This is a genomic window from Silanimonas sp. (assembly GCF_044377035.1).
In the GTDB taxonomy this organism is placed as follows: Bacteria; Pseudomonadota; Gammaproteobacteria; order Xanthomonadales; family Xanthomonadaceae; genus Silanimonas.
This window is the reverse complement of the sequence record NZ_JBILJW010000020.1, coordinates 33,031-48,446: the sequence shown is the minus strand read 5'-3', so window position 1 is coordinate 48,446 and position 15,416 is coordinate 33,031. Positions and strand designations below refer to the sequence as shown.

Sequence of the window (15,416 nt, the reverse complement as noted above, 5' to 3'; positions counted from 1 at the left end):
GCCCACCATGGCAAGGCGGGCGTTTCAGGGTTCAGCAGGCGTCAGGGCATCCGGTCGGGCCGGCGCCCTTCTTCCGGAAGTCCGGCCTCAGACCTTCTTCTTCGGCGCCAGCATCATGACCATCTGGCGGCCTTCGAGGCGCGGACGCGACTCGACGATGATCTCGTCGGCCAGGTCGGCTTCGATCTTGGCCGCCATCGCGATACCGAGCTCCTGATGGCTCATCTCGCGACCGCGGAAGCGGATGTTGATCTTGACCTTGTCGCCTTCCTCGAGGAACCGGCGGATGTTGCGAAGCTTGACGTCGTAATCGCCGACGTCCGTGGTCGGGCGGAACTTCAGTTCCTTGATCTCGACCTGCTTCTGCTTCTTCTTGGCCGCCGAAGCCTTCTTCTGCATCTCGAAGCGGAACTTGCCGAAGTCCATGATCCGGCACACCGGCGGATCGACGTTCGGCTGGATCTCGACGAGATCGAGGCCGAGATCTTCCGCCATGCGCAGCGCTTCATCGCGCGACAGGACACCGACGTTCTCGCCTTCCGCGCCGATCACGCGCACGCGCGGGACGCGGATCTCGAGGTTCTTGCGATTGGGTTTTTCAGTACTGATGGGGCAGTCTCCAGGGGTGCTTCAACCCGACGCTCAGGCGGCGGGACCGTTCTCAGCTGCCAGCTTCGCGGCGAACTCCGCGACCGGCATCGAACCGAGGTCGACGCCTTCGCGGGTACGCACGGCGATGGTCCCGGTTTCCTTCTCGCGGTCGCCAACGACCAGCAAATACGGGACCTTCTGCAGCGTGTGCTCGCGGATCTTATAGCCGATTTTCTCGTTCCGCAAATCGGATTCGACCCGGAAGCCTTGATTCATAAGGGTTTTCCTGACCTCGGCCACGTAATCGGCCTGCGCGTCGGTGATATTCATCGCCACGGCCTGGATCGGGGCCAGCCAGGCGGGGAAGGCGCCGGCATGGTTTTCGATCAGGATGCCGATGAAACGCTCCATCGAACCGACGATGGCCCGGTGCAGCATGACCGGGTGGCGCTTGGTCGAGGATTCGTCGACGTACTCGGCGCCGAGGCGCTGCGGCATCATGAAATCGACCTGCATGGTGCCGACCTGCCAGCCACGGCCGATCGAATCACGCATGTGGTACTCGATCTTCGGGCCGTAGAAGGCACCCTCGCCCGGCAGCTCCTCCCATTCGACCCCGGCAGCACGCAGGGCGGCGCGGAGGGCGTTCTCGGCCTTGTCCCAGGTGGCGTCGTCGCCGAGGCGCGGTTCGGGGCGCAGCGCGATCTTCATCGCGATCTCACTGAAGCCGAAGTCGGCGTAGACCTTCATCGCCTGCTGGTGGAAGGCGGTGACCTCGGCCTCGATCTGGTCCTCGGTGCAGAAGATGTGCCCGTCGTCCTGCGTGAAACCACGCACGCGCATGATGCCGTGCAGCGCGCCCGAGGGCTCGTTGCGATGGCAGGCGCCGAACTCGCCGTAGCGGATCGGCAGGTCGCGGTAGCTGTGCAGCCCCTGGTTGAAGACCTGCACGTGGCCCGGGCAGTTCATTGGCTTCAGCGCATAGGTGCGCTTCTCCGACTCGGTGAAGAACATGTTGTTCTGGTAGTTGTCCCAGTGGCCGGACTTCTTCCACAGCGAGACGTCGAGCACCTGCGGGCAGCGCACTTCCTGGTAGCCGGAATCGCGGTACACGCGGCGCATGTACTGCTCGACGACCTGCCACAGGCGCCAGCCCTTCGGATGCCAGAAGACGAGGCCCGGCCCCTCCTCCTGCACGTGGAAGAGGCTCTGCGCCTTGCCGATCTTGCGGTGGTCGCGCTTCTCGGCCTCCTCGAGCTGGGTCAGGTAGGCCTTGAGGTCCTTGTCGTTGAGCCAGGCGGTGCCGTAGATGCGGCTCAGCATCTGGTTGTTCGAATCACCGCGCCAATAGGCGCCAGCGACCTTCATCAGCTTGAAGGCGCGCAGCTTGCCGGTGTTCGGCACGTGCGGGCCGCGGCAAAGGTCGGTGAACTCGCCCTGCGAGTACAGCGAGAGGTCCTCGGTGGCCGGGATCGACTCGATGATCTCCGCCTTGTAGTGCTCGCCCAGACCCTTGAAGAAGGCCACGGCCTCGTCGCGCGACTTCAGCGAGCGCGCCACCGGCAGTTGCTCGGCGACGACCTTCGCCATTTCGGCTTCGATCTTCGGCAGGTCGTCCGGGGTGAAGGCGCGCTCGTAGGCGAAGTCGTAGTAGAAGCCGTTGTCGATGACCGGGCCGATCGTGACCTGAGCGCCCGGGTAGAGGCGCTGCACGGCCTGGGCCAGCAGGTGAGCGGTGGAATGGCGCAGCACGTCGAGGGCATCGGCGTGCTTCTCGGTGACGATCTCGAGCGAGGCGTCGGCCTGCAGCGGGAAGCTGGCATCGACCAGCTTGCCGTCGACCTTGCCGGCCAGCGTGGCCTTGGCGAGGCCCGCGCCGATGCTGGCGGCGACGTCGGCAACCGTGGTGCCGGGCTCGTACTGGCGCTGCGAACCGTCGGGAAGCGTGATGGCGATCATGGGCGGCGGGGCTCGGAATTCGGGGAATCGGAAAAGAAAAAAGGGCGCACAGGCGCCCTTTCAAGGATCCAGAGGGACTGCGCGGGATTCAGCGATGGATTCCGTTGCGCGTCATGGTGATCGTGTTCGTTCGAACTACGTCTCTCTGGTCGACATGTTTTGGTGGGCGGTACAGGGTTCGAACCTGTGACCCCTACCATGTCAAGGTAGTGCTCTACCGCTGAGCTAACCGCCCGTGCAGGAACCCGAGGGCTCCGCCGAGTCGCGCACTATACCGGGGGCGGCGCAGCCGGGCAAGCCCGTGGAGGCCTGGCCGGGGCGAGGGCTCAGGACCCGATGATCCGCGCCTTCAGCTTGTGGATCTGGTCGCGCACCTCGGCGGCCTGTTCGAACTCGAGGTCCTGCGCATGCTTGAACATTCGCGACTCGAGCTCGGCGATGCGCTTGGCCGCGACGTCCGGATCGATGTAGCCCATGGCCTCCTCGGCCACCGCGAGCGCGCTCGGGGCCCTGCCCTTGCCGCGCCCCCGCGCCTTCGGCGCGTCGGCCTCGGCCCGCGCGCCTTCCATGATGTCGCGGATCTCCTTGCGGATCGACGTGGGCTCGATGCCGTTCACGCGGTTGTACTCGGCCTGTTTCTCCCGGCGGCGCGCCGTTTCGCCCATCGCCGCCCGCATCGATGGCGTGATCTTGTCGGCGTAGAGGATGGCCTTGCCGCGAAGGTTGCGCGCCGCGCGGCCGATGGTCTGGATCAGGCTGCGCTCCGCGCGGAGGAACCCCTCCTTGTCGGCATCGAGGATGGCCACCAGCGACACCTCGGGCATGTCGAGGCCTTCGCGCAGCAGGTTGATGCCGACCAGCACGTCGAAGGTACCCAGCCGCAGGTCGCGGATGATCTCGACGCGCTCGACCGTTTCCACGTCGGAATGCAGGTAGCGGACCTTGATGCCGTGCTCGCCGAGGTAGTCGGTGAGGTTCTCGGCCATCTTCTTGGTGAGCGTGGTGATCAGCACGCGGTCACCCCAGGACACGCGCTCGCGGATCTCCGACAGCACGTCGTCCACCTGCGTGGCCACCGGGCGAACTTCGACCTCTGGGTCCAGCAGGCCGGTCGGGCGGACGACCAGCTCGACGATCTCGCCCTCCGACTTCGCCATCTCGTAGTTGCCGGGCGTGGCCGACACGTAGATCGAGCGCGGCGAGCGACGCTCCCATTCCTCGAAGCGCAGCGGCCGGTTGTCGAGCGCCGACGGCAGTCGGAAACCGAAGTTGACGAGCGTTTCCTTGCGCGCGCGATCACCCTTGTACATGCCGCCGATTTGCGGAATCGTCACGTGCGACTCGTCGACGACGAGCAGCGCGTCGGGCGGCAGGTAGTCGAACAGGCAGGGCGGCGGCTCGTCCGGCATGTGGCCAGTCAAGTGTCGGCTGTAGTTCTCGATGCCCTTGCAGAAGCCGATCTCCGCGAGCATCTCGAGGTCGAACTGCGTGCGCTGCTGCAGGCGCTGCGCCTCGACGAGCTTGTTCTGCGCATAGAACCACTGCAGGCGGTCCTGCAGCTCGGGCTTGATGGTCTCGATTGCGTCGAGGATGGTCCGACGCGTCGTGACGTAGTGGGACTTGGGGTACAGCGTGAAGCGCGGCAGGTCGCGCTGCACGGCGCCGGTCAGCGGATCGAACAGCGACAGGCGCTCGACCTCGCCATCGAACAGCTCAATGCGCAGGCACTCGTCCTCGACTTCGGCCGGATGCACGTCGATGGTCTCGCCGCGCACCCGGTAGTTGCCACGCCGAAGCTCCATGTCGTTGCGCGTGTACTGCATCTCGGTGAGCCGGCGGATCAGCTCGCGCTGGTCGATCCGGTCGCCGCGCACGAGATGCAGCACCATCCGAAAGTACTCGTTCGGATCACCCAGGCCGTAGATCGCCGAGACCGACGCGACGATCAGCGCGTCCCGGCGCTCCAGCAGCGCCTTCGTCGCCGACAGGCGCATCTGTTCGATGTGCTCGTTCACCGCGCTGTCCTTCTCGATGAAGGTGTCGGTGGACGGCACGTAGGCTTCCGGCTGGTAGTAGTCGTAGTAGCTGACGAAGTACTCGACCGCGTTGTCCGGAAAAAACGACTTGAACTCGCCGTAAAGCTGCGCGGCCAACGTCTTGTTCGGCGCGAGCACCAGGGTCGGCTTCTGGATGCGCTCGACGACGTTCGCGATCGTGTAGGTCTTGCCCGAACCGGTGACACCCAACAGGGTCTGCGCCGCGACGCCCGCCTCGAAGCCCACGGACAGGCGCTCGATGGCCTGCGGCTGGTCGCCAGCAGGACGGTACTCGGAGTGCAGCTTGAAGCGCTGGGTCATCGGCGGGGGTGGATTGGGCAACACGCCAGTATAGGTGCCGCACGCGAGCAGACCGCGTGGAATTCCTACGGCAGCCGATGCCCGCGGATGACAGCCCGCACGGCCCGCACGGGCAGACCATGGCCGCGTTGCTTCCGCATTCCCCCCAACGGACCACAAGGACGTCCCGATGCGCACCCAGCAAGGCCTCACCCTCCCCGAACTGCTGATCGGCGTCGCCCTGATCGGCGTATTGGCCGGCTTGGCGATCCCCGCCTTCCAGGGCGTGATCGAACGGACCACCGCCCGGACGGTGTCCGACCGGTTCCAGGCGGAGCTCGCCTTTGCCCGCAGCGAAGCCGTGTTCCGCCGCCGCCAAGTCGTCATCTGCCGCACGCGGGATTTCTCGAAGTGCCTCGACTGGGGCGCGTGGTCCGCCGGCGCGATGACCTTCGAGGACCGCAACTACGACCGCGACCTCTCCCCCGGCGAAACGGTGCTTCGCGTGCAGCAGGAAAAGGACTTCAACGGCCTGCACATGGTCGGCAGCGCGAACCGCCCGGTCATCGGCTTCCGCCCGGACGGGCGCTCCGCCGGCAGCAACACCACCCTGCGCATCTGCGCCAAATCGCTGGCGGCCCTCCGGCTGCTGGTGATCAACACCGGCGGACGGACCCGAACCGCGCCCGCGGGGCGCGACACCCCAGCGTGCGGCTCGGACTGAAAGGCGAACAGGGCTTGACGTCCCCGGCCCGGGAAACGAGAATACGCGCCCTGCCCGAATAGCTCAGCCGGTTAGAGCACTTGACTGTTAATCAGGGGGTCGTTGGTTCGAGTCCAACTTCGGGCGCCAAATCAAGTCAACAAAAAGCCCGCGAAAGCGGGCTTTTTGTTGACTTGCTATTGGGGATGGACCGTCGGAGAGGCGATCAGAGAGGCCTTCCCCTCGCGCCGGGGCAACATCGGCGGGCTCAACGCTCCGACAGGACGCGCGGAATGTGTAACGCCCCTGCTCTATTTCCTGTCTTCGATCTTCCAAGGCGAGAGAGAGCCTTGGGCCACCGCGAATCCCGAACTCAGGATTCAGCGAACTTCGGATCGACGCCAAGTGATTTCCTGACACTCCGGGATAGCAACTCGACGCAAGGTGGAGCGCCTTCATGAGGAGTCCGCCATGCAACGCCAATCCGGTCAATCGCTCGTTGAACTTGCTATTGTCATCGCGCTCTTGGGCATTTTGGGAAGCATCAGCGCCCCCGCCTATGCCGACTGGGCCCGGTCGCACAAAGCGCGCGCCTTCGCGAGCGTGCTTCACACGGAACTCAACCTAGCCCGCAACACGGCCATCGTCAGAGGCTATCGAACGGTCCTTTGCCGAACCGAAGACGGAGAGAGCTGCCGGTTCGATGGCTCATGGTCCGAAGGATTCATGACCTTCTTGGACGTCAACGGCAACGGGGAGCGCAGTCGGAGCGAACCCGTGCTGCGGGTCACCAACAGCGGCGACTTCAAGCAAGTGAGGCTGCGCATCAGCGAGAGCCGCCCCATCATCGTTTTCCGGCCCGATGGACGAGGCGGCGGTAGCAACCTCACCGCCGTGGCCTGCGATGCCGAGGGACGGGCGCGACGCACGGTGGTGATCAGCGTGGCCGGCCGCGTCCGCCTCGGGCAGCCGACGGCGGCCGACGCCTGCCCCTAAATGCCAAGCGAAGCAAGTATGCGAAGTAGACCGGTCGTCACCAGCAATCCGCTACCGAACCAGTGCCGGATTCAGATTTTGCGCCGGCCTGGTTCAATCCCAGCGTGCCGCACTTCGTGTCCTTCGACGCCTGCACGCCCTGAGGTGCCGCTTGGATCGCATAGGTCGTGGCAGTGGGGGCACCGTTGAACGAAATCGTGTAGTGGGTTGCGAGATCAGTCCGGCACTGCAGGGCGGGAATGGCGACGGCTACTCCCGCGGTGGAGGTGTTGTAGCGCAGGTTCGTGGTGTAGAAGCGCTCCATGAACTGCGAGACCTCCGTGAGGCAGACCGCAACCGCCCCACGCCGGGACTTGATGACATAGTCCTGATAGCTCGGATAGCCGATGGCCGCAAGGATCGCGATGATCGCCACGGTGATCATCAATTCAAGCAGGGTGAAGCCCATCGAATGTCGATGCATGCTCATGGTTTTCTCCTCGATCGTCGTCGTTGAGATGGAGTCAGTCACGAACGACTTCTCGCCAGGAGACCCGCCCGTAAAGCGAACTCAAGTCCACGGGCACTTCACCCGTCGTACTCCGCGAGCCGCCGACCACCAGAATCGACTCGACCAGAGCAGCCTCCGTCGGCATTGAAATGTTCAAGTCGATGCCACCAACCGGCCGACCTCCCGCCGTCTCGTCGGAAAAATCGCCGTCACGGTCGATATCGAAGAAGCTGCTGGTGAGGCTGGCGCCAGTGAAGGCATCAAGTGCATTCACAAACCCCGTGCCGCCCACGGCGCACGGATCTGTACTCGGAATGACCGACGAGGCAATCAAGGTGCGACCGACCACGCGCTGGTTGGTGATCATGCGCTCACCCTCGGCAATTCCCGGGGGATAGGGAGGCTTCAGCAGGTCGATAAACCAGCCCTTCTTGGCAGGATCCAAAGCCCCGGCAGTCTCGAACGTCCTAACGAGTCGGCCAGACAAATTGGTCTGCTGCTCAATCTTCCGCCGCTGGAGGTCTCCCGAAGGAATCTCCGTTGCGCTGTCACGCATTCCGTACCAAGACTGCACCGCGGTGCTACCGGGGTCACCGGCTGCAAGGTAACGACCCGTACCGAAGAAGATCCAAAGCTTGAAATCCTTGGGATTCAGCGCGAGCGCAGGTGCAGCCGTGATCGGCTTGGCGCTCCCCGCCGCGAACAACTTCGACCGGTTCCCCGCCGTGGTCCAGGCTGTCGGTGTCGTGCTCGAGACGTTGAACCGCCACATATTGCCCAACAGGTCACCGGCGAAGATGAAATCGACAGTACCGTCACCGCCCGCGTCGAAGACCGCCGGGCTCGACAGGCCGTTGGGCGACGTCGAGGACCCCTCGCCGGTGTCGATCTCCGCGATCAACGCACCGGTCTCGAGGTTGTAGATCATCAACACAGCCCGGTTGCTGGCGCTGTTGATGCCGTTCGGGATGATTAGGCCGGTCACGCCATTGTTGAGCTTGGCGATGACCGGGCGACCAATCACCAGCCCCATGTTGGCTTCGGCCGCGGCGCCCGTCTTGTCCCAGAGCACGTTGGCGGCGTCAAAGCTGCCAGGCGACGTTGCATTGAGGGCGAAAACGCCCTTGCCACCCCGCCCCAAGGCACCAACGACGATCGACTTGTTAGGTGTCTGACGTCGCGAAGACACCACCACCTGCCCGTCAACGAAGAACCGGTGCTTGTAGTCCTTGTCGGCGAAGGTCTTGAGGTTGGTGAAATTCAGGCCGGCCGGCACATAGGCGAACTGCTCGGCGCCATTGGCGCCCGAGAAAGCGTGGAGCATGCCGTCATTGCTGCCGACGAACACCGTGTTGGTGACCGGATCGTGGATAGGCGAGGAATTAATGATGTCGCCGAGCACGTGGACGCGGTCACGCAAGGTGCCGCCATTCTGGATTTCCTTGCTGCGGTCACCCTTCAGGTAATTGACGACATCCGCGGTCAGCGTGGTGTTCTGGGCCACCGTTGGGAAGGATTGGCCACTACCTCCACTTGACGTGAAGACTTTGCGTGAGGTCCAAGCCGGAACCACCGGGGAAGCTCGCCATGTCGGGACGGCCCCCACACCAGAGGCAGTCAGGGGGAACGCGCTCAACTCGCCACTCCACTGGCCGCTGACAAAGCCCGCCTGGAAGATCTGGGTTCCCGAACTGAACGAGGTGCTGTTGGTCGCAACGTTCGAGTTGGAAAGCGTCCGGGCGACGATGGTCGCCAGCGCAGCACCGAGTCCGTCGCGGAAGGCCTTGGGATCGCTGGCGGCAACGAAATCACCCCGACCGTTCACCGAGGCATGGAAGAGGTCGTCGATACGGTGAACATCCTCAGCATCCATGGGATCGGGCCACGACTTCGTCCCACTGGTTAACGCTGGCAGATCGGTATCGGGGTTGAGCGTGCCCTGCAGACCGATCGAGATTCCGAAGGTCACGAGGTGCTGCCAGAACGCGGGGTTGGCGGGCGAATAGGGCACATTATTCGCGAGGTCGGTCCGAAGGTCGGTCCGCCAACTCTGCATCGCCTGATCAGCAAGTGTGCCTGGGAAGTTATCCTTGTAGGGCAACGCGGGCGAGTAGGTGTAGCTTTCACCGTTCGGCCCGGTAATGGTCGAGCCTGCCGTGTTGTCGACGTTGTCACTGTAGGCGTCACCATTCCAGTAGCCGTCGGTGGTGAGAATGGCGAAGTTCTGGCGGCAGGCGAGCTGTGTGCTGCCCGTACCAGGCCCCCACGGGCCGGTATCTCCAGACTCGGAAAAGTAGGTGCGTGCCGCATTCAACGCACCACGCAGCGGCGTTCCGCCACTTGGATTCGCGGACCGCAGCCTTTCAAACCAAGTCGAGCGATTCGTACCTTCGAACTTGCCGCCATTGGTACCCACGGGGATGCGGAAGGTACTGCGGTTCCAGATGGTCGTGTACCCGACACGGATGTCCGGAGGAAGATCGGCGAAGGCCTCGCTGGCGCCCGCCTTCGCCACCTTCATGCGTGAGCGGTGGAATGAGTACCACGTGGCGAAATTCTGGCGCTCTTGAGCGACGGTACGAGTGGTCGCCCCCCAAGTCACCGAGGCCAGATTGACACAACCGATGTCCCACGTCGTCCCCGTGCGCCACTCGCAACGGCGGATCAATCCGCCGTTGGAGTTACTGCGCAGGTCGTAGCGGAAGTAGCCGGACGCCGCACTCCGATCCGACGTGGCCGTCTTGGGAACGTAATAGGTCTGGTCGTTGTCGGACAAATTGATCGACCCGGACAACAGTGCCCGATCCGTGTAGGCCGCCGTGTAGGTGGTATCCGCCAGTCTGGTGCCGTCAGCTCCGCGCCAAGGCTGATACGTGATGTTGGGGTTGTAGTAGATCGTGTTGGTGACGTAGGTCAATCGCCGAATATCGTGCCCGCTCACGGCAGGCAGTTGATTACAAGCCCCGTCCTCGCTTGTGCCGGCCCCAGGCATGCAGATCCAATCCATCGATCCCGAATCGTCGATGATGAACCAGAGGTTGGGCGGAACGGTCGCACCGGCCTGCAACGGCACATCCGGAATCGGGATGTTGGCGACGGCAGGCATCGTCGCAAGCAGGCCGATCGCCGCAGCCAACAGGCGCTGACGAAGGGCGCGGATGCGACCGGAGTGCTGGAAGGTGGAGGAGGCGTTCATGGGGGAAGCTCCGATCAGGGCGTAGCAACGTAGGACTGCAGAATGACCTGGGCACGGTCGGTGCCGGCGGCACCACTGCGGGCGGTAATGCGGAATCGCGGCGACTCGCAGAGCGGATCGCGGGGCTCGATGCGGTCGCATCCGGCCCAATTGCTGCCGTTGCCCATCGCTTCAGCAACGTATTGCGGCGCGCCGGAAGCGGCAGGTGCGGTTGCCACCGTCGCGTTGAGCCAGGCCGCGAAACCGGAATCCAGCCATCGCTCGGTATCGCTACCGGCGGGCGTGGCGCACAAGCCCGCTGCGCAACCGGAACCCGGTACCGCCGCGCGGGTCGCCGCGAGCGCGACCCGCGCTTCAGCTTCGCGAAGCGCCGATTCGGCGGCTTGGAACCCCAAGCTGCGATCGAACATGTTCGCGCTCATGCGCTCTTCCATCACGGTGCTGCGAAGGCTCGACAACCCGAGGATCGTGACAACGAGCAGCAGCATCAGCACCACGAAGAGAGCAACGCCCTTCTGGTGGCGAGAGGCGGAATTCATGGCAGACGGTTCCTCAGAGTGACCACATGGGAGAACTGGCGCTGCAGGGTCGCGCCATCGGTGCCAACGTTCTCGTTGATCGCCCCTTGCCCACCACGCAGCGTGACCGTGATTCGGACGCCGGCAACCTGCGCCCAATCGGTCACTGCCGTTGCGGCGACATAAGCGGCGGCATCAACTGGCAAGTACTCGAACTGCACGTCGGTCACGCCTTCGGCCACCTCCTCAACGGTCACTCCCGGCGTTCCCGTGCCATTGCGCAGCGCCGCCTGATAGAGCGAACGACCACCTCGGCCGTTGTTGGCGATGTACCAGCGCACTGCTCGAAGACGGGCCACCTGGGCGTTGGCACCAAACTGGTACTGCTGGCCTACGCCCGAGCAATCGATCGGGTCCGTGAAACCCAGGCCGGTCGTACAGTTGCCGGGCGTGCCAGCGGTATCGGCATGCGTAACGGCCGCCGACGACATCTGGAAGATGGAGACCTGGCGCGTGTCGCAGGCGATCAGAATGTCTCCAGCCACCAATCCGTGCGCAGCCGTGTTCAACGTGAACTGCGCAGTGGCTGGCGCGGGGTTGTGGGAAGCGACGGTGAAGCCCGAGCCCGAGGTCGACACCAGTTGGATCGCGTCGGTCCCGTTGATGCGCTGCCCTGCCGCGGCACCGAACCCCGCGTCTGGAAAGGGCTGGCCACCGTCGAAACCCTGGATCGCGGGGCCCGAGGACCACCAGACGGTACCGGCGTTGCTCAACACATTGGCTAAAGGCAGGTTGCGGGAGCAGATGTTCCCCGCCCCTTCGCGAACATCACGGGCCATCAGCTCGAAGGCGACCCGCGCATTCTCCTGGATTCGTCCGAGGCTTTCTGTCGCTCGCTGGGTATTGCTGTTGCTCGTGAAGATGCCGATGGCCGCCGCGGTGACGATCAGGCCCAGCAACATACCGATCATCAGCTCGATCAAAGAAAAGCCGTCCATCCGCTGGTGGTGCCTACGCATGATCAGATCCTCCCCACCGTCACGACTTCCTGTGCACTAGCACCCCCAGTGCCGCGGCTGTCATTCCAACGCACTGTCACGGTACAGGTGCGCGTTGCAGCGACGCAGTTGACGGCACCGCAGGCATCCGCACCAAGACTCGCCTTCATCGAAGTGATCCAGCGGCCAAGATCGCCATTCACGAGATCCGCACCGGCCGGTGCGGAGCACGTCATGCCCCGCGTGTAGGAACCATTACGCCCCGCTTCCTGATTCGCGCGGATGGCGTCGAGGATCGCATACGACTCGATCACCGCTTGGCTACGCTCGAGCGCGCTCTGGCTATTCTTCAGTGCCGTCGCCTGCATCGCGGCAACACCGAGCAGGCCGATCGACATGATCAGCACAGCGATCATGACCTCAATCAGCGAGGCACCACCCTGACGTCCTTGCATCTCTTTCTTCATTGCAGGGTCCTTAGGGGTTCGAAGGGGTCGCGCACGTGCCAGAGCCCGTGACCTTGGAGACGCCGATGCGACTTCCCGCGGCAATCTCGATCTGCCGCACATTCTGAGGAACGCCGGTTGCCGCCTTGCAAACACTGATGCGACCCGCGAGAAGCGCACCTGTCGCTTGGCGTGCCATCCCGTCAGGGCGAAAGACCACCGCCGCACCGATGTTGGAACTGGATAGAACCTCGAGACCGCTCAAGCCGACCTGCGATCGGAGCACGGTCTCGCCACCGGACACCGCGCTGTCGCGATTGCTATCCTCGAAAACGATCCAGCCGTTCGACCAAGTGCCGCCACAACTGTTCCCCGTGGCACTGGCACACACAACGACGCGCGAACCACGACGAATGGCCTCGCTGCGGGCGATCTGGAGACTTCCGACCAGCTCATTAGCGCCCGCCGCCAGCCGGTTGGCGAGAATGACATTGCTGAACGCCGGCAAGGCGACAGCCGCCAAAATGGCCAAGATGGTCACCGTGATGGCAACTTCGATCAGCGTGATGCCCGCGGATCGAGACCAAGGAGCGACAGGGGGCATTGGGGCGGGCCTCGGAGTTTTTGCAGTCCTATACTAGGTGGATGCCGCACCGGCAGGGCAAGCGGAGACCGATGAATGGCAGGATCGGGCGATCGAAAGGAGCGCAGGGGCGCCTCCCCGCTTCTGTTTCGTGACGCGATGGCCATTCTCTGGAGCCCCAAGGGGCTCGCCGCCGTCATCTTGGTCGGTGAAGCCTTCGCTTTGGTGCTGGCCCTCCCACCGGGGCGCTCCGCCGATCCGCTCGTCTACTTCGGCCTCGCTTCCTTCTTGGTGCAATGGACACTCTTGGGTTCGCTGGCCGCGGCCTACGCTTTGCGCGAGCCGCTGTCGCAACTTCCCCTGAGACTGGCCATATGGGCGTTGCCCGCGATCCTCGTGGCGGTAGCTGGGGCCGTCGGGGCCGGGGCCGGGGCCTGGCTCTCTTGGGCAGGGCATCGCGAGGATTTCAGCAACTACGTGATGCCCTTCATGGGAGTCGCCATGGTCGCAGGCGTCGTGGGCATCGCCCTTCTCGTCGCGCTGATGAATCTGCAGGAACAACGGCTCCGTGCGGAACAAGCGGAGAGCGACGCACTTCGAGCCCGCGTCCGGCCGCATTTCCTGTTCAACACACTCAATACCGCGATCAGCCTCCTACAGAAATCGCCGACTGAAGCAGAACGGGTCCTTCTGTCGTTAAGCGATCTCTTCCGTGCGTCGCTGGCGGGTGAACAGGATTGGAGCATCGCGGACGAGCTCGCAATCACACGCGCCTATCTCGACATCGAGGGTGCACGACTGGGCGACCGTCTTCGCGTGGATTGGCACGGCGATCCACCACTGCACCTGACACTACCGGCGCTACTGCTTCAATCCCTCGTGGAAAACGCGGTCCAGCATGGGATCGAGCCGCTTCGGGAGGGTGGCTCGATCTCGATCGAGTTCACGATGGAGGGACCGGACTTGAGCATCCGCGTCTCGAACCCCGTGTCGACGGCCAACGCCACGGAACGCAAACATCGCGGCCATCAGATCGGCCTCGCAGCAACACTGCAGCGCCTGGAGCGGAGGCGCCCCTTGCCCGGCAGACTGGTGGTCGAACGCGGCAGCGACCGTTTTGTCGCCACCGCCGTCTTGCCCTTTCCGCCTCAGGCCACCACGCGGTAGCAGGGCTTGTATTCGCCGGACATCTTCATCCGGCGCTGCTCGACGAAGGCACGCAGCAGGTCGTCGAGGCTGGCCATGATGGCCTTGTCGCCGTGGATCTCGAACGGACCATGCTGTTCGATGCGGCGCATGCCCGGCTCCTTCACGTTGCCGGCGACGATGCCGGAGAACGCGCGGCGCAGATCGGCGGCAAGCTCGTGCACCGGACGGCCGAAGTGCAGGTCGAGCGCGGCCATGGCCGCGTGGTCGGGCTCGAAGGGCTGCTGGAACGCGAATGGGATCTTCAGCGTCCAGTTGAAGAAGAAGGCGTCGCGGTTGGCGATGCGGTGCTCGCGCACCTTCTTCATGCCGTCCTTCATCGTCTTGGCGACGGCCGTTGGATCGTCGACGATGATGGTGTAGTGCTTCGCCGCCTCGTCGCCCAGCGTGAGGCGGATGAAGCGGTCGATCTGCTCGAAGTAGGCCGCCGAGGCCTTCGGGCCGGTGAACACCAGCGGGAACGGCACGCCGGCGTTGTCGGGGTGCAGAAGGATGCCCAGCAGGTAGAGGATTTCCTCGGCGGTGCCGACGCCCCCCGGGAAGACGATGATGCCGTGCCCGAGGCGCACGAAACCTTCGAGGCGCTTCTCGATGTCCGGCATGATCACCAGCTGGTTGACGATCGGGTTCGGCGATTCCGCCGCGATGATCCCCGGCTCGGTCATGCCGATGTAACGCGGATTGCGCTGGCGCTGCTTGGCATGGGCGATCGTCGCCCCCTTCATCGGGCCCTTCATCGCGCCCGGGCCGCAGCCGGTGCAGATGTCGAGGCCGCGCAGGCCCAACTCGTAGCCGACCTTCTTGGTGTAGAGGTATTCCTCGCGGCCGATCGAGTGGCCGCCCCAGCAGACCACGAGGTTCGGGTCCTGGTGCGGGCGCATGGCGCGGGCGTTGCGCAGGATCTCGAACACCGCGCTGGTGAGGCCCTCGGAGGTCTCGAAGTCGAACTGGCCGCTCTGCACCTCGATGGCCGTGTAGGCGATGTCGCGCACGACGGCGAACAGCAGGTCGGCGACGCCGCGGATCAGTTCGCCATCGACGAAGGCCAGCGCCGGCGCGTTCTTCAACTCGAGGCGGATGCCGCGGTCCATCTGCTGGACCTCGATCTGGAAATCGGGATAGCGCGCGGACGCGGCGCGCGGATCGTCGGAATCGGAGCCGACCGTGAGCACGGCCAGCGCGCAGCGGCGCAGGGTCTCGCTGAGGCCGCTGCCCTGGGTGGCGTCGGTCAGGCGCGCGATCTCGGCGCGCGACAGGATGTCGAGGCCGCCACGCGGGCTGATGCGGGCGTTGACGGTGGGCAGGGGGGCGTAGGTGTCGCTCATCGGGTGGTCTGTCGTGTTCATTGGACCGCCGACTCTATCAGCCCTCGGGGAACGGGGAGGCATACCGGA

At 64.3% G+C, this 15,416-nt stretch carries 13 protein-coding genes and 2 tRNA genes; 4 read left to right on the top strand and 11 right to left on the bottom strand.

Annotated features, from left to right (window positions below):
• Window positions 1-87 precede the first annotated feature (87 nt).
• The 4 genes from infC to uvrB all read right to left on the bottom strand — a co-directional run bounded on the left by infC (window position 88) and on the right by uvrB (window position 4,907).
• Window positions 88-609, bottom strand: a complete 522-nt coding sequence (gene infC, locus ACIQ6S_RS11520) for a translation initiation factor IF-3 (RefSeq protein ID WP_298338932.1) — start codon at window positions 607-609, stop codon at window positions 88-90.
• A 33-nt stretch (window positions 610-642) separates the two neighbouring features.
• Complete coding sequence (gene thrS / locus ACIQ6S_RS11515) at window positions 643-2,550, bottom strand: threonine--tRNA ligase (RefSeq protein ID WP_397608489.1); 1,908 nt, start codon at window positions 2,548-2,550, stop codon at window positions 643-645.
• Window positions 2,551-2,710: 160 nt separating this feature from the next.
• Window positions 2,711-2,785 (bottom strand) — tRNA-Val (locus ACIQ6S_RS11510).
• A 91-nt stretch (window positions 2,786-2,876) separates the two neighbouring features.
• A complete protein-coding gene (uvrB, locus tag ACIQ6S_RS11505) occupies window positions 2,877-4,907 on the bottom strand; it encodes an excinuclease ABC subunit UvrB (RefSeq protein WP_397608505.1) in 2,031 nt (676 codons plus the stop codon).
• Between the two features lie 169 nt (window positions 4,908-5,076).
• Between uvrB and ACIQ6S_RS11500 the strand changes: the two genes are divergently transcribed.
• From ACIQ6S_RS11500 to ACIQ6S_RS11490, 3 genes are all read left to right on the top strand, one after another.
• Window positions 5,077-5,610 (top strand): GspH/FimT family pseudopilin, encoded by a 534-nt coding sequence (locus ACIQ6S_RS11500; protein WP_397608488.1) that lies wholly within the window; start codon window positions 5,077-5,079, stop codon window positions 5,608-5,610.
• Between the two features lie 52 nt (window positions 5,611-5,662).
• A tRNA-Asn gene (locus tag ACIQ6S_RS11495) sits at window positions 5,663-5,739 on the top strand.
• A gap of 321 nt (window positions 5,740-6,060) precedes the next feature.
• A complete protein-coding gene (locus tag ACIQ6S_RS11490) occupies window positions 6,061-6,585 on the top strand; it encodes a GspH/FimT family pseudopilin (protein WP_397608487.1) in 525 nt (174 codons plus the stop codon).
• A gap of 37 nt (window positions 6,586-6,622) precedes the next feature.
• Here the strand turns inward: ACIQ6S_RS11490 and ACIQ6S_RS11485 are convergent, their stop codons facing one another.
• The 6 genes from ACIQ6S_RS11485 to ACIQ6S_RS11460 are packed head-to-tail and all read right to left on the bottom strand — an operon-like array spanning window position 6,623 to window position 12,837.
• On the bottom strand, window positions 6,623-7,096 hold the full coding sequence (locus ACIQ6S_RS11485; protein ID WP_397608486.1) for a type IV pilin protein: 474 nt from the start codon (window positions 7,094-7,096) through the stop codon (window positions 6,623-6,625).
• Window positions 7,089-10,271: a pilus assembly protein gene (locus tag ACIQ6S_RS11480; protein ID WP_397608485.1), complete on the bottom strand. Its 3,183-nt coding sequence runs from the start codon at window positions 10,269-10,271 to the stop codon at window positions 7,089-7,091. Before ACIQ6S_RS11480 ends, ACIQ6S_RS11485 begins: the two co-directional genes overlap by 8 nt.
• A 14-nt stretch (window positions 10,272-10,285) precedes the next feature.
• Complete coding sequence (locus ACIQ6S_RS11475; RefSeq protein WP_397608484.1) at window positions 10,286-10,810, bottom strand: PilX N-terminal domain-containing pilus assembly protein; 525 nt, start codon at window positions 10,808-10,810, stop codon at window positions 10,286-10,288.
• Window positions 10,807-11,787 carry a PilW family protein gene (locus ACIQ6S_RS11470; protein WP_397608483.1) on the bottom strand — a complete coding sequence of 327 codons (981 nt, stop codon included), beginning with the start codon at window positions 11,785-11,787 and terminating at the stop codon, window positions 10,807-10,809. The genes ACIQ6S_RS11475 and ACIQ6S_RS11470 overlap by 4 nt, the downstream gene beginning before the upstream one ends.
• 23 nt (window positions 11,788-11,810) lie before the next feature.
• Complete coding sequence (pilV, locus tag ACIQ6S_RS11465) at window positions 11,811-12,254, bottom strand: type IV pilus modification protein PilV (protein ID WP_397608482.1); 444 nt, start codon at window positions 12,252-12,254, stop codon at window positions 11,811-11,813.
• A 10-nt stretch (window positions 12,255-12,264) separates the two neighbouring features.
• The gene (locus ACIQ6S_RS11460; protein ID WP_397608481.1) at window positions 12,265-12,837 is read right to left on the bottom strand and encodes a GspH/FimT family pseudopilin; all 573 of its coding nucleotides are present in this window, start codon (window positions 12,835-12,837) and stop codon (window positions 12,265-12,267) included.
• A 138-nt stretch (window positions 12,838-12,975) separates the two neighbouring features.
• On the opposite strand from ACIQ6S_RS11460, the gene ACIQ6S_RS11455 reads away from it, so the two are divergent.
• A complete protein-coding gene (locus ACIQ6S_RS11455; protein ID WP_397608480.1) occupies window positions 12,976-13,983 on the top strand; it encodes a sensor histidine kinase in 1,008 nt (335 codons plus the stop codon).
• On the opposite strand, the gene ppnN is transcribed toward ACIQ6S_RS11455, so the two are convergent.
• A complete protein-coding gene (gene ppnN, locus ACIQ6S_RS11450; RefSeq protein ID WP_397608479.1) occupies window positions 13,965-15,347 on the bottom strand; it encodes a nucleotide 5'-monophosphate nucleosidase PpnN in 1,383 nt (460 codons plus the stop codon). The genes ACIQ6S_RS11455 and ppnN overlap by 19 nt on opposite strands.
• Between the last annotated feature and the right edge of the window lie 69 nt (window positions 15,348-15,416).

Excerpts from the sequence above, each read along its gene's own strand:
- thrS (WP_397608489.1), bottom strand. The coding sequence starts at position 2,550 with ATGATCGCCATCACGCTTCCCGACGGTTCGCAGCGCCAGTACGAGCCC.
- uvrB (WP_397608505.1), bottom strand. The coding sequence starts at position 4,907 with ATGACCCAGCGCTTCAAGCTGCACTCCGAGTACCGTCCTGCTGGCGAC.
- ACIQ6S_RS11500 (WP_397608488.1), top strand. The coding sequence starts at position 5,077 with ATGCGCACCCAGCAAGGCCTCACCCTCCCCGAACTGCTGATCGGCGTC.
- ACIQ6S_RS11490 (WP_397608487.1), top strand. The coding sequence starts at position 6,061 with ATGCAACGCCAATCCGGTCAATCGCTCGTTGAACTTGCTATTGTCATC.
- ACIQ6S_RS11480 (WP_397608485.1), bottom strand. The coding sequence starts at position 10,271 with ATGAACGCCTCCTCCACCTTCCAGCACTCCGGTCGCATCCGCGCCCTT.
- ACIQ6S_RS11475 (WP_397608484.1), bottom strand. The coding sequence starts at position 10,810 with ATGAATTCCGCCTCTCGCCACCAGAAGGGCGTTGCTCTCTTCGTGGTG.
- ACIQ6S_RS11470 (WP_397608483.1), bottom strand. The coding sequence starts at position 11,787 with ATGGACGGCTTTTCTTTGATCGAGCTGATGATCGGTATGTTGCTGGGC.
- pilV (WP_397608482.1), bottom strand. The coding sequence starts at position 12,254 with ATGAAGAAAGAGATGCAAGGACGTCAGGGTGGTGCCTCGCTGATTGAG.
- ACIQ6S_RS11460 (WP_397608481.1), bottom strand. The coding sequence starts at position 12,837 with ATGCCCCCTGTCGCTCCTTGGTCTCGATCCGCGGGCATCACGCTGATC.
- ACIQ6S_RS11455 (WP_397608480.1), top strand. The coding sequence starts at position 12,976 with ATGGCCATTCTCTGGAGCCCCAAGGGGCTCGCCGCCGTCATCTTGGTC.
- ppnN (WP_397608479.1), bottom strand. The coding sequence starts at position 15,347 with ATGAGCGACACCTACGCCCCCCTGCCCACCGTCAACGCCCGCATCAGC.